Below are 17,098 nucleotides of genomic sequence, written 5' to 3' on the forward strand. Positions count from 1 at the left end.
TCACGAGCAATGCTGGGAGATTCCTCGTCACTTGGCGAAGTCCACAGCAGTGCGCACCATCGCCACGAATGACTCCGCGACAAGCGAAGCCCCACCAACGAGCGCGCCATCGATGTCGGGCTCGGGCATGAAGAACGCGATGTTCTCGGGCTTGGCCGAGCCTCCATAGAGCACGCGGACGCCGAGTGCCGCCTGCGGCCCGAAGAGTGCCCCGACGGTCGCGCGGATGGACCGAGCCACATCGTTGGCAGCCTCAGGCGTGGGCGTGCGCCCGGTGCCGATCGCCCAGATGGGCTCGTAGGCGATGACCAGCCTCTCAGCCTGCTCGGCGGTCAGACCCTGAAGCGCAGCGCGAACCTGTGCGCGCACGAATTCATCCGTGTTGCCCGCGTCGCGCACCTCGAGTGACTCTCCGCAGCACACGATCGGCGTGATGCCGATGGCAAACAGCGCCAGAGCCTTGCGATTGACATCGGCGTCGGTCTCGCCGAAGTACTCGCGGCGCTCCGAATGGCCGACGATGCAGTAGCTGCACTGCACGCTGGCAAGCATCTGAGGCGAAATCTCACCGGTATAGGCGCCTTCGGATTCCCAGTACACGTTCTGTGCACCGAGTCGAAGCTTCGAGGCGTCGAACTCGATGACAGACGCAACGGACTTCAAGTCGATCGACGGCGGGCACACAACGGCTTCGGCGCGTTCGGTGAGCTCCTTGTCATCGCCGAGAAGATAGTCAATCGCCTGCGCAAGAACGACGGCTTCGCCTGGGTTCTTGTACATCTTCCAGTTGCCCGCGATCATCGGCATTCTGCCCATGGTTCGCGCCTCCTCTTTCGGTTTAGCGGACAAGCCAAGAACCTGTCCGGTGCCTGTATGTTCCCCTATTTGTCGAGCAACGCCTCGACGCCCGGAAGCGGCGCACCTTCCAGCAGCTTCATGCTGGCGCCGCCACCGGTGGAAACGAACGTCACCCGCTCTTCAACGCCGAACTTGCGCAGTGCTGCCACAGAATCGCCGCCGCCGATGATCGATACGGCGCGATTGTTGCGCCCGACCGCGATCGCGACCTCCCTGGTACCGGATTCATAGGGCTTCATTTCGAAGACGCCCATCGGCCCATTCCAGAAGATGGTCTTCGCATCCGAGATAGCACCCTTGAACAACTCCACCGACGTCGGGCCGATATCGAGGCCCATCATGCCGACGGGAATCTCCTCGCGGCCCACAATGCGGATCTCGGCGTCTTCGGCAAACGCATCCGCAACGATGAAGTCCACAGGCAGAACGATATCGACGCCACGATCGCGCGCCTTCGCAAGCATCTTCTTCGCGGGCTCGACCCACTCCGGCTCGACGATCGACGTGCCGATCTCAAGGCCCTTCGCGGCGAGGAACGTGAACGCCATACCCCCGCCGACAATAAGCGTATCAACGCACTCCAAGAACCGGTCAATCACTCCGAACTTGTCGGAAACCTTGCTGCCGCCGAGAATCGCGACGAACGGGTGCTCGGGATTTGAGAGCATGGTCGTGAGCGTCTCGACTTCGCGTGCGAGCAGGAGGCCGGCGTAGGCAGGCAGGAACTCGGCCACTCCCGCAGTCGAAGCATGCGCACGGTGCGCTGCCCCGAACGCATCGTTTACGTAGATGTCGCCAAGCGCAGCGAGTTTCTTGGCAAAGGCCGGGTCGTTGGCCTTCTCGCCCGGATAGAACCGTGCGTTTTCGAGCATCAGAACTTCGCCGTCGACCATGCGCTCGGTTGCCTCGAGAGCCTCTGGGCCGACCGTGGAATCGATGAAGACGACGTTGCGGCCAAGCAGGCGTGCAAGCGAGCGGCGCACAGGCCGCAGCGAGTACTGCGGGTCGGGCTTTCCGTTGGGCCGCCCGAGATGGCTCACGATGATGACGCGCGCGCCGTGGTCCATCAGGTAGCGAAGCGTCGGAAGCGCCGCGCGAATACGCGTGTCGTCGGCTACGGCACCTTCAGAAAGGGGCACGTTGAAGTCGACACGCACGAGGACCCGCTTTCCCCGTACATCGACGTCTTTGACGGTCTTTTTTGCGAACATGATTCCTCCGAGACTGACAAGTGAGATCAGCGAGGCTCCGAAGCATCTTCGGAGCCTCGCTATAGACCTGATGTGGTATTACCCGATCTTCTTAACGAGATCTTTGACGCGGTTCGAATATCCCCACTCATTGTCATACCAAGACAGGCACTTCACAAATGTCCCCTCGCCGCCCATGACCATCGTCTGCAACGAATCGAACACGGAACTCGCGGGGTTGCCGACAACATCCACCGAGACGATCGGATCGGTGCAATACTCCAGAATGCCCTTCATGGGGCCTTCCGCTGCAGCCTTCATCGCGGCGTTGATCTGCTCTTTCGTGACCGGCGTCTCAAGCTCGGCGACGAGGTCGACCACAGAACCGTCCGGAGTGGGAACGCGTACCGACATGCCGTCGAGCTTGCCCTTCATGTCCGGCAGCACGAGGCCGATGGCCTTGGCGGCACCCGTCGAAGTCGGGATCATCGACATCGCGGCGGCACGGGCACGACGCAGGTCCTTGTGCGGCTGATCAAGGATGCTCTGGTCGTTGGTGTAGCTGTGAATCGTGTTCATGAAGCCCTGCTTAAGGCCGAAGGAGTCACGCAGGACCTTCGCGAACGGGGCAAGGCAGTTGGTCGTGCACGATGCATTGGAGATGATGAAGTGCTTCTCGGGATCGAACTGATCATCGTTGACGCCCATGACGATCGTGATGTCCTCATTGCTCGCAGGAGCTGAGATCACGACGCGCTTCGCGCCGGCGTCAAGGTGTGCCTTGGCTTTGGTGCCGTCGGTGAAGAAGCCAGTCGACTCAACGACCACGTCGATGTCCAGATCGCGCCACGGCAGATCGGCAGGATTGCGCTGTGCGAAGACCTTGATGGTGTGCGAGACGCCCATAAGCTCTCCGAGCGGATTTTTCGAGTGGATGACGATGCCGTCATCGGTAGCCTCAACATCGTGGTCAAAGCGCTTGTGAATCGAGTCGTACTTGAGAAGATGTGCGAGCGTTTTGGCGTCCGTCAGGTCGTTGACCGCGACGACTTCGATGGCTGGATCATTCGCCATCGCCCGAAACGTCAAGCGCCCTATGCGTCCGAAACCGTTGATTGCAACTCTGATAGCCAAGGTGGTGCCTCCCTTACGTTCGGCCGCTCCATTGCGGCCACTGCCGGTGGACGAACGCCTTCAGCGTCTTCGCCGAATGCGTCCCTAGTTCTCGGCGGCCGGCTCCTGACGGAGCATCTCAGCCGCAAGTTCCTCAATACGACGAACCCTATGATACACAGCCGACTTGCTCAGTGGCGGGTCAGCTAGTTCGCCAAGTTCTCTCAAAGAGAGATCTATATTGGCGAGCCGCAATTCGGCAAGCTCCTGAAGAGCCGGCGGAAGGCTGTCGAGGCCCTTCGACTTGGCCAGCGCATGGATCGCCTCGATCTGCAGGATAGCCGCCTCGGCGGTCTTCTGCTGGTTGGCGATCTCGGCGTTGACCAGCCGGTTTACGTCGTTGCGCATCGACTTGATGATCCGGACGTCCTCAGTGCGCAGAAGCGCGCGGTGCGCGCCGGCCAGCGCGAGGAACGTGACGATGGGCTCGGCGCCCTTGAGATAGACGGCGAACGTCCCTCGCCGCTGTGCCAAGCGCGCCTCGATGTGAAAACGCGCCATCAGGCCGACAAGGTCGTGGGCGAGCTGCTCGGTCTCGGCGGTCAACTCAAAGTGGAAGTCGCCGTGCGGGTCGGCCACGAATCCGCCGCCGAGAAACGCTCCCCGCAGGTACGCGATCGCGCAGCAGTCGCGCTTGACCAGCTTGGGGTCGATCCCGATCGAGAACCCCTCTTCTCCCAGAATCCCCAGTTCGGACAGCGCTGGGCCGAGAGCGGGCTGCGAAGGGACGGTGATCAGATAGTTGTTCGTCTTGTGCAGAACACTGCGACGCACAGTCAGTTCGGTCTTCAGTCCGTACATGTTGTGAAGCAACTTGACCACAACGCGGGCGACCGGGGCGGTTTCCGTGGCGACTTCCAGCCGGTAGCGGCCCGGTCCGGTGATGTGCAGAGTTCCTTCGATGCGCACGAGAGCAGCCAGCTCTGCCTTGAGGCAGCACTGGCGCTTGGGCTCAATACGCGAGAGCTCGTCTTTCACCTCTGCGGTGAAGGACATCCTAGGAAACCACCCCTTCGAGCACGTCTTTGAGAGCAGGACGGGAATGCCGCGCCGGGTTGGAAGCGTCTGCTAACCCAGTCCCAACCACACGGATGCCGAGGGCCTCGATCCGGGCCCGGATATCCGGCCCCGAAGCCACCGGCTCGACAACAATGTCATCATCGCACACCTGAGCCACCGATACGCTCGGATCGTGCACGATCGCGACATCGATCGCACCTGCGAGCCCGTGCTCCTCGAGCGCAATGACATGATCAGCGGCGTCAAGGCCGTGTGTTTCGCCTCGCATGTTAGCGACGTTGCACACGTAGACGCGCAACGCAGCCGAGTCGCGCACGGCCTTCGCAAGGCCGTCCACCAGGAAGTTGGGAATGATGCTCGTGTAGAGCGAGCCCGGCCCGATGACGATCACATCAGCGCGACGTATTGCCTCAAGCGCCGGGCCATATGGCGCAGGTTCGTTCGGATCGAGCCGGACGTGCGCGAGCGGCCGTGAACTCACTGCCAGCTTTGCCTGGCCGGTAAGTGCGAGGCCGGCCCGGTCGACACCGGTAAGCCTTACATCGACCAGGGTCGACGGCAGTACCTTTCCGCGTACGGTCAAGTAGCCTTCCACGGTCTCAATCGCCTCTGCAAACGAACCCTGCAAGTCCGTGAGTGCGGCGAGAATGAGGTTGCCGAGCGCGTGGCCCGCGAGCCCCTCTCCGTGCGGGAAGCGGTACTGAAGCAGGCGCGCCTCTAGACCGTCCTCCTCGGCGGCCATCGCCACGAGGCAGTTGCGGATGTCGCCCGGAGGCAGCATTCCCAGCTGCTCGCGAAGAAGTCCCGAAGAGCCTCCGTCGTCGGCCATGCTGACTACCGCGGCCGTCTCGAATCCCAAGCCGAGAAGGGCCTGCAGGACGGCGGGCAGCCCCGTACCACCGCCGATGGCGACGGCGCGCCTACCTTCACCCACGCTCAACGGGCCTCCTCATCTCGGCCGCTGTCGCGGTGACTGACGAAGACTCGATAGCCCTGCTCCCGAAGATGCTCGGCGGTGACCTCGGCCAGTGCAACCGAGCGGTGCATGCCGCCCGTGCATCCTAATGCAACGGTGAGGTGATGCTTGCCTTCCATCACGTAGCCGGGCATGACGTCGTCGAGCAGGGGCAGCCAGCGTTTCAGGAACGTCTGCGTCGCCGGCTTCTCCAACACGAAGTCCCGGACAGCATCCGCAAGGCCGGTCAGTGACCTCAACTCCGACTCGTAGTACGGATTCGGAAGAAACCGCACATCCATGACGATATCGGCATCCGACGGCGTTCCGTACTTGAATCCGAATGACATCACTTCAACCGTCAGCATGAGTGCCGACGGGTCTCCCGAAAACCTGCCACGGATCACTTGGCGCAGCTCTTGGGGCCGAAGTCCCGTGGTATCGATGACGAGGTCTGCGCGAGTGCGGATCTCGTCGAGCTCGGCCCGCTCGGCGGCGATGCCTTCGAGCACGGTTCCGCCCTCCTCGCACAGGGGGTGAGGACGTCTCGTCTGACTGAAGCGGCGAACGAGAGTCTTGTCGTCCGCCTCCAAGAAGACAACGTGTGAGTCGACACCGCGGTCCTCGAGCTTGCGTATCTCGCCCGAGAGCGCCGCGAAGAACTCGTGTGCGCGGACATCGCATACGACGGCCATACGCCGCACGTCCAAGCCCGGCAGCTTAGCCAGGTCGATGAGCTGCGGCAAGAACGCCGGTGGAAGATTGTCGATGCAGAAGTAGCCGAGGTCTTCAAACGTGTGCATGGCTTCGCTTCGGCCGGCTCCAGACATGCCGGTGATCACCACAAGCTCAGGCCGTTCCCCTGCCGGCACGCTCGCGCCTGGGGAGGGCGGGATGTCTGCGGGACACGAATCGGTCATGAGGTACTCCCCCTCGATGCGGCTGGAGACAGTTCAGCTCTACTGCCGAGTATAGCGCCCGGGCTGCCGAATTGGAGTGCGGCGGCGTCAGTGGGCGGATTCGGGCTCTGTACGGGATTGCCGCATGACGGATGCGATTTCCTCGGCGGTGTCACGGGGGATTCCGGAAACGGCGGCGATCTCGTCGACGGTGGCCTGGCGCAGACGCTTCACCGAGCCGAAGGCTTTCAGGAGCGCCTTCTTGCGCGTCGGCCCGACGCCGGGCACGTCGTCGAGCACGGACGCTGTCATCGCGTTGCCGCGCAGTTTGCGGTGGTACTCGATCGCGAAGCGGTGCGCTTCGTCGCGGACGCGCTTCACGAGATAGAGCGACGGCGAGCCGGCGGGAAGCACGACGGGATCTTCGGACCAGCTCACGAACAGCTCCTCCTCGCGCTTGGCCAGCCCAACGACAGGGATGCTCGAAAGCCCCAGCTCTGCGAGCACGCCCAGAGTCGCCGAGAGCTGCGGCTTACCGCCGTCGACGATCACGAGGCCAGGCCGCGACCCAAAGCGCGCGTCGGCCATGCGCTCGGGAGCGAAGCGGCGGCGCAGAACCTCCGACATCATCGCGATGTCGTTGGCCTCACCGGTGTCAAGGCGCACGCGAAAGCGGCGGTAGCTCTTAGGGTCCGACCTCCCGCTCGCAAACACAACCATCGAACCTACCGAATGCCGTCCGTGAAGAGTGGAGATGTCATAACACTCGATCCTCAGGGGCGGCGCAGGCAGGGCAAGAGCGCTTTCGAGCTGAAGCAGAGCCGCGTTGAGGCGCTCTTCGTCGTAGCGCGTCCGAACCTTGAAGCGCATGAGGCTGTGCCGGGCGTTTTCCTCGGCGAGGTTGAGCAAGTCGCGCTTCTCCCCCTTCACCGGCACGGTAAGGCGAACCCGCTTGCCTCGGACCGACGTGAGCCACTCCTCAACCGCGGGTGCGTCATCAGGCAGCTCCGGCAACACGAGTTCACCGGGCAACTCCGGACCCTCGGCGTAGTAACGAAGCAGGAAGCCGCCCACCAGCTCAGGCAGCGGCACGTCGAGACCCTTGTCGAGTACGAATTCGTTGCCCACCAGCACGCGGCCTTCCCGCACAACGAACACGTGAACGCCGGCAACCGTTTCCTCGCGGAAGAAGCCGACGACGTCCAGATTCAAAGGCCTCGCCGAGACCACCTTCTGACGCCCGCGGATGGCCGCCACGGCCTCGAGGCGGTTCCGGTAGCGCGCCGCGCTCTCGAAGTCGAGTTCGGCGGCGGCGTCGCGCATGCGGCGCCCCAGCTCGCCCTCAACGTCGTCGTGCTTGCCGGCAAGAAAGCGCGAGATGCGGCCGACGTTCTCGGCGTAGTCTTCGCGCGAGATCGCGCCGACGCAGGGGCCCGGACCGAGGCCGACATGGTAGTCGAAGCATGCTCGGCTAGTCGGCTCTCCGCCGTGGTCGTTGACGCGCTTCCATTCCGCGCATGTGGCGCGGCACAGGGGAACGATACGGCGCACGATGTCGATCGTGTCACGCGCCGCACGTGCGTCCGTGTAGGGCCCGAAGTACTTGGTGCCCGGATTGTGCTTCTCGCGCGTGAACTTGATCGCCGGATACGGGTCCGAGAGCGTCAGCGCGATGAACGGGTAACTCTTGTCGTCGCGATAACCCACGTTGTACGGCGGTGAGAACTGCTTGATGAGGCTCTTCTCAAGGATGAGCGATTCGACCTCTGTGCCCGTCACGACGTAGTCGTAGCTCGCGACCTGCTCCATCATCAGCGGGATCTTCTCGCGCTCGTCCTGACCGAGGACGTACTGCTTCATCCTCTTTCGCAGCGACTTCGCCTTGCCCACGTAGAGGACGCCGCCTTCGACCGTCTTCCACAGGTAGACGCCAGGCGAGTCCGGCACCGAACCCAACTGCTCCGCTATGCTCGGCCGCTCCGTCACGCGCGACCGTGCCCCTCGCCAAGCTCCGGCGCCACGGTCGCACCGCGTCCTTCCAGGACCGGCTTGAGGAACCGGCCCGTGTGCGAGTATTCGCATGCCGCGACTTCCTCGGGCGTGCCAGACACCACGACTTCACCGCCGCGATCACCGCCTTCGGGACCCAGATCGATGATCCTGTCGGCAGACTTGATGACGTCGAGGTTGTGCTCGATCACAAGCACCGTGTTGCCACCGTCGACGAGGCGCTGCAGCACGATCAACAACTGTCGCACGTCGTCGAAGTGAAGGCCGGTGGTCGGCTCGTCGAGGATGTAGAACGTCCGCCCGGTTGAACGGCGCTGCAGTTCGCTCGCGAGCTTGACGCGCTGTGCCTCGCCGCCTGAAAGAGTCGTGGCGGGCTGACCGAGATGCACGTAGCCGAGGCCCACGTCATAGAGCGTCTGTAGCTTGCGCCTGATCGGCGGGATATTCTCGAAGAACGACAACGCTTCCTCCACCGTCATGGCGAGGATCTCCGAGACGTTCTTGCCCTTGTACGTCACCTGCAGCGTCTCGCGACTGTAGCGCGCGCCTTTGCAGACCTCGCACGGCACGTAGACGTCGGGCAGGAAGTGCATTTCGATTTTGATCTGCCCGTCGCCCTTGCACGCTTCGCAACGGCCTCCAGCGACGTTGAACGAGAACCGGCCCGGGCTGTAGCCTCGCGCCTTCGCCTCCGGCGTGGAAGCGAAGAGCGAACGCACGTCGTCCCACAAGCCCGTGTACGTCGCGGGGTTCGACCGCGGCGTTCGGCCAATGGGCGACTGGTCGATGTCGATGATCTTGTCGATGTACTCGAGTCCCTCGAGCTTGCGGTAGTCTCCCGTACGCCGACGCGCCCTCTGCAGCTTGTTGGCCAGTGCCGGAGCCAGCGTGTCGGTGATGAGCGAGCTCTTGCCGCTTCCCGATACACCCGTGATGACGGTGAGCACGCCGACGGGTATCTCGGCGTCGATGTCTTTTAGGTTGTGCTCCGTGGCGCCCAGAAGCCTGATCGCGCCCTTGCCCGTTGTGCTGCGGCGCGTCTCCGGCACGGGAATCGAGACACGACCGGAGAGGTACGCCGCCGTAAGCGAGTCGGGACATGCGAGGATGTCTTCCGGCGTGCCCACGCACACGATATGGCCGCCGTGTTCGCCGGCACCGGGCCCCATGTCCACCACGAAGTCCGCCGCGCGGATCGTCTCCTCGTCGTGCTCGACCACCAGCACGGTGTTGCCGAGATCGCGCAACCGTTCCATCGTCGCGATCAGCCGCGCGTTGTCGCGCTGGTGAAGACCGATCGAAGGTTCGTCGAGGATGTAGAGCACGCCCATGAGACCGGCGCCGATCTGGGTCGCAAGCCTGATGCGCTGCGCCTCGCCGCCGGAAAGCGATGCCGTCCCTCGTTCCAGCGTGAGATAGTCGAGACCCACGTCCACAAGAAAGCGCAGCCGCTCGATGATCTCTTTGACGACACGCCGGGCGATCTGTTCGTCGCGCTCGGATAGTTCAAGCTGCTCGAAGAAGTCAAGCGATCTCTTCGCCGAGAGGCCCGTGACTTCGTGGATGTTGCTGCCGCCCACGGTGACAGCCAGTATCTCGGGCTTGAGCCGGGCGCCCTTGCAGGTATTGCAGGGGATGACGCTCATGAACTCCTCGAGCTTCTCCTTCGCCTGCTCGGACTCAGTCTCCTGGTGGCGCCGCATCACGGTGTTGACTGCACCTTCATACTTGGAGAACCAGTGCGTCTCCCGGCCGTCCCGCGTGACGTAGTCCACCCGGATGCGCTGGTCGCCGAGGCCGTTGAGCAAGACGTCCTGCACCTTGTCCGGCAGGTCCTGCCACGGTGTGTCGAGCGAGAAGCCAACCTCGGCCGCGACCGCCGCAAGCATCTGCGGGTAATACGTCTGCCCCGTCGCAAACGGTTTGATCGCGCCCTGTGCGACAGTGAGGCTCGTATCCGGCACGATGAGCCGCGGGTCGGGCTCAAGACGGCTGCCGAGACCTACGCAATCGGGGCAGGCGCCGTACGGCGCGTTGAACGAAAAGTCTCGTGGAGCGAGTTCGTCCATCGACACGCCGTGGACCGGGCATGCGAGCGCCTGCGAGAATGAGAGTTCCTCGCCCTCCGCAGGTGCGATCAAGACGGTGCCATCGGCAAGCCGAAGGGCGGTCTCGATGCTGTCGGCCAAACGAGAGCGCAGTCCCTCCTTCATGACCAGTCGGTCGACGATGACGTCGATATCGTGCTTGTACTTCTTGTCGAGCGGAATGTCCTCGTCAAGGGTGCGAACTTCACGGTCCACCCGCACGCGCGTGAAACCCTCGCGCTTGAGATCGTCAAACAGCTTGCCGTACTCCCCCTTGCGCCCGCGGACAACGGGCGCGATAACCGAGAACTTCGTGCCTTCCGCAAGCTCAAGAACACGGTCGACGATCTGGTCGGGACTCTGCTTGCGAATCTCACGGCCGCAGATGTGGCAATGCGGGATGCCGATGCGCGCGTACAGCAACCGCAGATAGTCGTAGATCTCAGTCACGGTCCCCACCGTCGAGCGAGGGTTCTTCGACGTCGTCTTCTGGTCGATGGAGACCGCCGGGGACAATCCCTCGATGTGATCGACGTCCGGCTTGTCCATCTGGCCGAGAAACTGCCTGGCGTATGCCGAGAGCGACTCAACGTAGCGGCGCTGCCCCTCGGCGTAGATCGTGTCGAAGGCCAGCGAGCTCTTACCTGAGCCGGACAGCCCGGTGATGACCACGAGTTTGTCCCTCGGTATGTCGAGGTCGAATCCCTTCAGGTTGTGCTGGCGGGCACCGCGGATTTGTATGCAGTCGAGGGACAAGATCGAAATCCTTTCTGTGACGCGCAACCGGTGCACGTAATCCACCAGTATAGCTTCCCTTGTGCCAAGACGAGGTTTCATCCCCCGGACAAGGGACAGAAACACTTCCGAAACAAGCCGCCGATACGGTGACTCGTGTCAGGCAGGCACCACCATGCGGGGCAGCTGTAGCCAACGCAGGTGGCGGACTTTAGGAGAGAGTATGGACGGGTTAAGTACCGGCGACACAGCGTGGATGCTCGCGTCGACCGCACTCGTACTGTTCATGACGCCGGGACTCGCGGCGTTCTACGGCGGCATGGTGCGGAAGAAGAACGTCCTGTCCACCACGATGCACAGCTTCTTCGCAATTGGATCGGTTGGTGTCATCTGGGCTGTCATCGGCTACTCGCTCGCATTCAGCGGCGGGTCTGGCGCGTTGTCTGCCTTCGTTGGCGGGTTCGACTTCGTGGGACTGAACAACGTGACCGGCTTGATCGGCACGATTCCCCACAGTGTGTTCGCGATGTTCCAGGGTATGTTCGCCATCATCACCGTCGCCCTTATCACAGGCTCAGTCGCTGAACGCATGAAGTTCAAGGCATATGTGATCTTCACCTCTGCTTGGGCGATTCTTGTCTACAGCCCGCTGGCCCACTGGGTATGGCAGGGAAATGGCTGGCTCTTCAAGCTTGGTGCGCTTGACTTCGCCGGCGGTACCGTCGTCCACATCTCCTCGGCCGCTGCGGCCCTCGCTGCCGCAATCGTGCTCGGCAAGCGTAAGGGCCTCAACACCGAGGCGATGCGCCCGAATAACCTTCCTCTGACCGTGCTCGGCGCAGGCATCCTGTGGTTCGGCTGGTTCGGTTTCAACGCAGGTTCCGCTCTTGGTGCCAACGAGCTGGCAGGTGTGGCGTTCCTCAACACCATGATCGCCGCCTCCGCGGCTGTCGTCGGATGGACGATTGTCGAAACGATGCACTCAGGGAAGCCGACCGTGCTCGGCGCCGCCTCCGGCGCCATCGCTGGCCTCGTCGTTATCACGCCTGCGGCTGGCTTCGTCGCCCCTTGGGCCGCGATACTGATGGGTCTTCTCGCCGGCGGGATCTGCTACTTCGGCCTCTACCTCAAGAAGAAGTTCAAGTTTGACGACGCACTCGACGTCGTAGGCATCCACGGTGTGGGTGGTACGCTCGGCGCAATCCTGACCGGTGTGTTCGCCACTACCGCCATCAACTCTCTCGGCAGTGGTCTTGTCGACGGCAACGGCAAGCAGGTTCTCATCCAACTTGTGGCAGTCGTGGCAGCTTGGGTCTTTTCATTCGGTCTCAGCTTCATCATTCTGAAAGTCACGGACAAGCTCGTGGGATTGCGCGTCGACGAAGAGAGTGAAGTGCTGGGCCTCGACCTGGCACTGCATTCTGAAGAGGGCTACGTACTCGACTAGATGCCGTGACATCAACGAATAGACACATCTGAAGGGAGCCACAACGTGAAGAAGATCGAAGCTATCATCAAGCCGCACAAGCTTGATGACGTGAAAGAGGCGATCAACGCCCTTGGCGTGCAGGGAATGACCGTGACTGACGTCCGTGGGTACGGGCGCCAGAAGGGCCACACCGAGATCTACCGCGGATCCGAGTACACGGTGGACTTTGTTCCGAAAGTGAAGATCGAACTCGTCGTCGCCGACGAAATCGCCGAGAAAGTCGAGGAAGCCATCCTCACCTCCGCCCGTACTGACAAGATCGGTGACGGCAAGATCTTCATAAGCGATATTGAAAGCGCGGTGCGAATCCGCACCGGCGAGCGGGGCCCGGACGCCCTCTAGGGCATGAGAGCCTATCTCGCCCAGCGGACGGAATTCATCGCCTCGGCTCGTCCGAGCATTGAAGCGGCCCGCGAACTGTCGGCCTTGACCGACGAGGCCGTTCGGGAACTCTCCCGAACGGCCTCGTCGCTTGTGCGCGGACGGACCGCACTAGTAGCACTTGGTGGTTGGGGCGCCGGTGGCCTCCTCCCCTCTAGCGACTTGGACGTCTTGGTGTTGTCCGACTCTTCCTCGTCTGCGCTCAAGCCGTACGTCGAAGCGATCCTCTACCCCCTGTGGGACGCCGGGTTGAAGGTAGGCCACCAAGTCAGGTCGCCCAAGGAGCAGTTGCACGGCATGCGAGCCGACCTCGCAACCTGCACCGCCGCGCTCACCGGGCGCGTCATCGACGGCGACGTCGCTTGGGCACAGCAGGTGCTGGCCTCCTGCGCCGCCGACGCGAAGAAGCGCTCGAAGCGCGTGCTGCGCGAACTCGCGGCAAGGCCGCGACCAGGGTCGCCCTATGCGCTCGAACCCGACCTCAAGGAAGACGCCGGCGGCCGGCGTGACTACGACGAGCTCGTCTGGACGTGCGCCGTCCTGACCGGAACGGTGCAGCGCGAGCCTTCAGCCCTCCTCGCCGCAAGATTGTCAACCTCCGCAGAGCTCGCCGCGATCTCGGAGGCCGCCGACACCATCAGCGCAGCACGCTTCACACTCGCACGGGCCGAGCTCGGCAACCGCATGAGCCTCGACGCCGCCGAGATACTCGGCACGGATGACGCCGAGCGCGTTCAGCTGGCGCTCGCGACAACGGCACTTGCTCTTACCCGCATTCGGCGGCGGGTGGCGGGCGTGCGCGATCGCGGCATCGCGGAAGACGACTCCCCACTCGGCGCACAGGCCATCTACGCGCTTCTGGACGCCGGCGAGCGCTCGCTTGATGCGCTTGAGGAGGCGGCGCAGGCAGGCAGGCTTGACGCTCTCATTCCCGGCTTCCGCGCCCTCATGACGGTGCGCCGTCCCGGCATCGGCCACCAGCTCACCGTGGGAGCGCATTCGCTGCGCGCTGCGGTTCTCTCGGCGACGATGCCAACGACAGGCGCGCTTGCCGAATCGCGGAGGGATATCGGCGATCTGCACACCCTGCAGGTGGCAGCTCTCGCGCACGACCTCGGCAAAGCGAAAGTGGGTAGCGGGCACGCAGAGCGCGGAACGGCACCTGCTGCCGATGCGGCACGCAGATTCGGGCTCACGGAGGCTGCTGCGCTCGATGTCGCCGATCTAGTGCGCCACCACCTCGCGCTCGCCGAGACCGCGACGCGCATCGACATTGACGACGAGGACGCGGTTCTCTCGGCGGCAGCACGCATAGGCCGGCGTGGGCTCCTGGCGCCCCTGCATCTACTCACTGCTGCAGACTCGCTCGCAACAGGACCGGCCACGTGGAGCGCCTGGAAGGCCTCTCTGGTGGGCAAACTCGTGACTCGACTCGACGCCGCGCTCTCCGCCGAGATCGACGGTGCCGGGCTGGCGATCCGTGGTGAGGCCGTGCGTGGTGAGGCACTCGCTGCACTGGCTGTCGACGATACCCTTGAGCGAGCCTTCATATCGGAGGCTCCCCTGCGCTACCTTGCCGACCGCGATCCTGGGGCGGTGACCCGCGACGCACGTCTGGTGGCCGCGCTCACGTTGTCCGCCTCGGCGGTTGAGGCCCGAATCGCAGTCGGCAGCGGACCCACTGCCGACTCATGGAGCGTCACGGTCGTGGCGCCCGACCGCCCGGAGCTACTGTCGCGCATTGCGGGAGCCATGTCGCTCGCTGGACTCGACATCCTCGCCGTGGATGCCTACGGCGCATCCGGAGGGCTCGCGCTCGACCATTTCGTGGTGGCATCGGCCACGCTCAAGCCCGTAACTCCCGAGACGTTCACTTCGCTGGAGCGGTTCTTGCGGGCAGCCCTTGGCGATCGCCTCGAACTGGAGACCCGCCTCGCCGAGCGACGGCGCCACTACCCCGCCCGCGTGCAGACGCCCGTGCAGGTCAGCATGGTCACCACGGGATTCGATACTGCCGTGCGCGTCTCCGCGCCGGACCGCCCTGGGCTCCTACACGACCTCGCACGCGCGGTATCGGCGACGGGCCTCAATATCCGTTGGGCGAAGGCCCTCACTGTCGACGGCATCGCGCTGGACACCTTCCATGTGACGGACGCCGAGGGCGGTCCCGTGGACAATCCAGGCATCCTCGGCCATCTGGCGATGCGTCTGCGAGAAATCGAGTAGCCATCTACGGGTAACGGCAAGTACACTGTATGCTGAAATTACGGGACAAGAGCGCGCTGATTGCGCACTATGTACGATGGCGTGCGGACACGCTAGGCCTATCTTCAGCGCAAACAGTCACTTCCGAACGAGAACGGGCCAACGTATATGGCATATCGCTCCAAACACGGTAAGAGCAAGATCATTCGTCTGAACAAGACGTCCAGAGTGATAGCGTACTGCCTGGCAGGCATCCTCGCATTCTCGCTTCTATCGTTCGTGGTCATCTTCCATTCCCCGTACACGTACCTGAAGGACCTCTGGGTCACAACGGCCATGTCCACGATGAACCACCAGTATCTTGCGAGGATATTCGTCTCCGACAAGGAGATCGAAGAAATAATGGCCAGGAACAGAGTTGTTGATTCAGGCCAGAGTGTGGACGTCTCACAGATATCCAGCCCACCAGTGGCGAATAACCTGGCTGAAGCCAGAAAGCTCCAGGAGGAGCTGGCTTTGATCGAGAAGATCGATCTCAGTGGCCCCGGATATCACGGAACCCTGCTGATCGTTCATGACCCATCGAGAGTATTCGTCGGCGCTACCAGCAAGGCCGGCGTGGTCGGCGAAAAGCTCGACGTTATGGCCAAGAAATACGATGCCGTCGCTGCGATCAACGCGGGTGGCTTTGTTGATGTGGGAGGTGTGGGCAACGGCGGGACTGCCGACGGTCTCACGATATCCCAAGGTAAGGTAGTCAGCGGAGTGAACGGCGTTCGCTACGACCTTGTCGGCTTCACCCAAGACAACAAGCTGATGTTGGGAAGCTACACGCTCGCCGAAATCAAGAACATGCAGATCCGTGATGCCGTGTCCTTCCATCCCTTCCTGATCGTCAACGGTCAGCCGTCACAGATCATTGGAAACGGTGGTTGGGGCATCGATCCAAGAACCGCTATCGGACAGAGGCAAGATGGGGCGGTGCTCCTGCTTTCCATCGACGGCAGGCAAGCGAGCGCGGTCGGCGTCTCGATCAAGGATCTCCAGAACATAATGATCCAGTACGGAGCCTACAACGCGACGAATCTTGACGGCGGATCCTCTACAACCATCTTCTGGGAAGGGTCGATTATCAATAATCCGTGCGGCCCTGCCGGTGCGAGATACCTGCCAAACGCAATCATGGTCAGCAACGTCGACGAGAACTCCCTCCTTTCCGTACAAGGAGAGTAGAGCAGCCGTGACCCTCTACACACGCCGAGGCGACAGCGGCGAAACCGGGCTCGTCGGAGGTTCGCGGCTGAGCAAAGCCTCCGCGCGCATCGAGGCGTGTGGAACGGTCGATGAAGCAGCAGCCTCCATCGCGTTCGCGCGCGCGGCCGTCTCCGACGACCTGCTCGTCCGTATGCTGATCTTCGTGCAGCACAGACTCGCCAACTGCGCCTCGGTACTGGCGACGCCTGAAGCCGACTCAACCTCCGAGCAGCTGCATGTCAGCGCGGCCGACGTCTCATGGCTCGAGCAGGCGGTCGACCTCCTCACGGAGAAGACCGGCGAGTTCCGGCAGCTCGTGATCGCCTCTGACAGCGAGGTCTCCTCGCGCCTGAACCTTGCCAGGACCGTAGTGAGGCGCGCAGAACGCAAGACGGTTGCACTTGCCGAGAAGGAACCAGTCGACGGCGACGTGCTTGCGTTCATGAACCGCCTCTCGGACCTGCTTTACGCGGCATCGGCGTACGTCGATGCCGAAGAGTACCGCCCGCAACAGGTATGGAATCCGCAAGTCGAGCCACCGGAACTCTAGGAAATGCTTACCCGTGCCCGAGAGTTCGCGCGGAGTCCTCATACGTCTCGACAGTCGCTTCCTCGGCGCTCTCTCCTGCGTGATACTCGGGGTTCTCTTCATCAGCCTCTGGGCCGATGCCAAGTTCGTCCGGAGTGAGCGGACCAGCAAGCGTTGATTTCGTCTTCATCTGTGAGCGAATGCCAGAGTAGAACGCCACAACCGCGGCGACAAGAACCAGAACCCAGAACCACCACGTAAACATCGCACCACCCCCTACCAAGCGCTCGGCCGATACATCTGTTCCTTCCCA

At 62.8% G+C, this 17,098-nt stretch carries 14 protein-coding genes; 5 read left to right on the plus strand and 9 right to left on the minus strand.

Features of this window, described 5'->3' with window-relative positions; genetic code table 11:
• Positions 1-27: 27 nt before the first annotated feature.
• The 8 genes from HGA39_04370 to uvrA form a co-directional block, all read right to left on the minus strand.
• Positions 28-816, minus strand: coding sequence for a triose-phosphate isomerase (locus HGA39_04370; GenBank protein NTW28580.1), 789 nt, complete (start codon positions 814-816; stop codon positions 28-30).
• Between the two features lie 65 nt (positions 817-881).
• Entirely contained in the window at positions 882-2,072 is a 1,191-nt protein-coding gene (locus HGA39_04375) for a phosphoglycerate kinase (GenBank protein NTW28581.1), read from the minus strand.
• A gap of 75 nt (positions 2,073-2,147) precedes the next feature.
• Positions 2,148-3,182 carry a type I glyceraldehyde-3-phosphate dehydrogenase gene (gene gap, locus HGA39_04380; GenBank protein ID NTW28582.1) on the minus strand — a complete coding sequence of 345 codons (1,035 nt, stop codon included), beginning with the start codon at positions 3,180-3,182 and terminating at the stop codon, positions 2,148-2,150.
• Between the two features lie 84 nt (positions 3,183-3,266).
• Positions 3,267-4,217: a DNA-binding protein WhiA gene (gene whiA, locus HGA39_04385; protein NTW28583.1), complete on the minus strand. Its 951-nt coding sequence runs from the start codon at positions 4,215-4,217 to the stop codon at positions 3,267-3,269.
• A gap of 1 nt (position 4,218) precedes the next feature.
• Positions 4,219-5,175, minus strand: a complete 957-nt coding sequence (locus tag HGA39_04390; protein NTW28584.1) for a YvcK family protein — start codon at positions 5,173-5,175, stop codon at positions 4,219-4,221.
• Between the two features lie 2 nt (positions 5,176-5,177).
• On the minus strand, positions 5,178-6,116 hold the full coding sequence (rapZ, locus tag HGA39_04395) for an RNase adapter RapZ (protein NTW28585.1): 939 nt from the start codon (positions 6,114-6,116) through the stop codon (positions 5,178-5,180).
• Positions 6,117-6,203: 87 nt separating this feature from the next.
• Positions 6,204-8,177, minus strand: coding sequence for an excinuclease ABC subunit UvrC (uvrC, locus tag HGA39_04400; protein NTW28586.1), 1,974 nt, complete (start codon positions 8,175-8,177; stop codon positions 6,204-6,206).
• The gene (gene uvrA / locus HGA39_04405; protein ID NTW28587.1) at positions 8,078-11,029 is read right to left on the minus strand and encodes an excinuclease ABC subunit UvrA; all 2,952 of its coding nucleotides are present in this window, start codon (positions 11,027-11,029) and stop codon (positions 8,078-8,080) included. The genes uvrC and uvrA overlap by 100 nt, the downstream gene beginning before the upstream one ends.
• 121 nt (positions 11,030-11,150) lie before the next feature.
• Here uvrA and HGA39_04410 point away from each other — a divergent pair, with 121 nt between their 5' ends.
• The 5 genes from HGA39_04410 (at position 11,151) to HGA39_04430 (ending at position 16,806) form a co-directional block, all read left to right on the plus strand.
• Positions 11,151-12,374: an ammonium transporter gene (locus HGA39_04410; GenBank protein NTW28588.1), complete on the plus strand. Its 1,224-nt coding sequence runs from the start codon at positions 11,151-11,153 to the stop codon at positions 12,372-12,374.
• Between the two features lie 45 nt (positions 12,375-12,419).
• The gene (locus HGA39_04415) at positions 12,420-12,758 is read left to right on the plus strand and encodes a P-II family nitrogen regulator (protein NTW28589.1); all 339 of its coding nucleotides are present in this window, start codon (positions 12,420-12,422) and stop codon (positions 12,756-12,758) included.
• A gap of 3 nt (positions 12,759-12,761) precedes the next feature.
• Positions 12,762-15,023 carry an HD domain-containing protein gene (locus HGA39_04420; protein ID NTW28590.1) on the plus strand — a complete coding sequence of 754 codons (2,262 nt, stop codon included), beginning with the start codon at positions 12,762-12,764 and terminating at the stop codon, positions 15,021-15,023.
• Positions 15,024-15,230: 207 nt separating this feature from the next.
• Complete coding sequence (locus HGA39_04425; protein ID NTW28591.1) at positions 15,231-16,235, plus strand: hypothetical protein; 1,005 nt, start codon at positions 15,231-15,233, stop codon at positions 16,233-16,235.
• A 7-nt stretch (positions 16,236-16,242) separates the two neighbouring features.
• The gene (locus HGA39_04430) at positions 16,243-16,806 is read left to right on the plus strand and encodes a cob(I)yrinic acid a,c-diamide adenosyltransferase (GenBank protein ID NTW28592.1); all 564 of its coding nucleotides are present in this window, start codon (positions 16,243-16,245) and stop codon (positions 16,804-16,806) included.
• 7 nt (positions 16,807-16,813) lie between these two features.
• Here HGA39_04430 and HGA39_04435 read toward each other — a convergent pair whose 3' ends face one another.
• Positions 16,814-17,050 carry a hypothetical protein gene (locus tag HGA39_04435; protein NTW28593.1) on the minus strand — a complete coding sequence of 79 codons (237 nt, stop codon included), beginning with the start codon at positions 17,048-17,050 and terminating at the stop codon, positions 16,814-16,816.
• Positions 17,051-17,098 lie beyond the last annotated feature (48 nt).

It is taken from the genome of Coriobacteriia bacterium, assembly GCA_013336165.1.
Taxonomy (GTDB): Bacteria; Actinomycetota; Coriobacteriia; order Anaerosomatales; family JAAXUF01; genus JAAXUF01.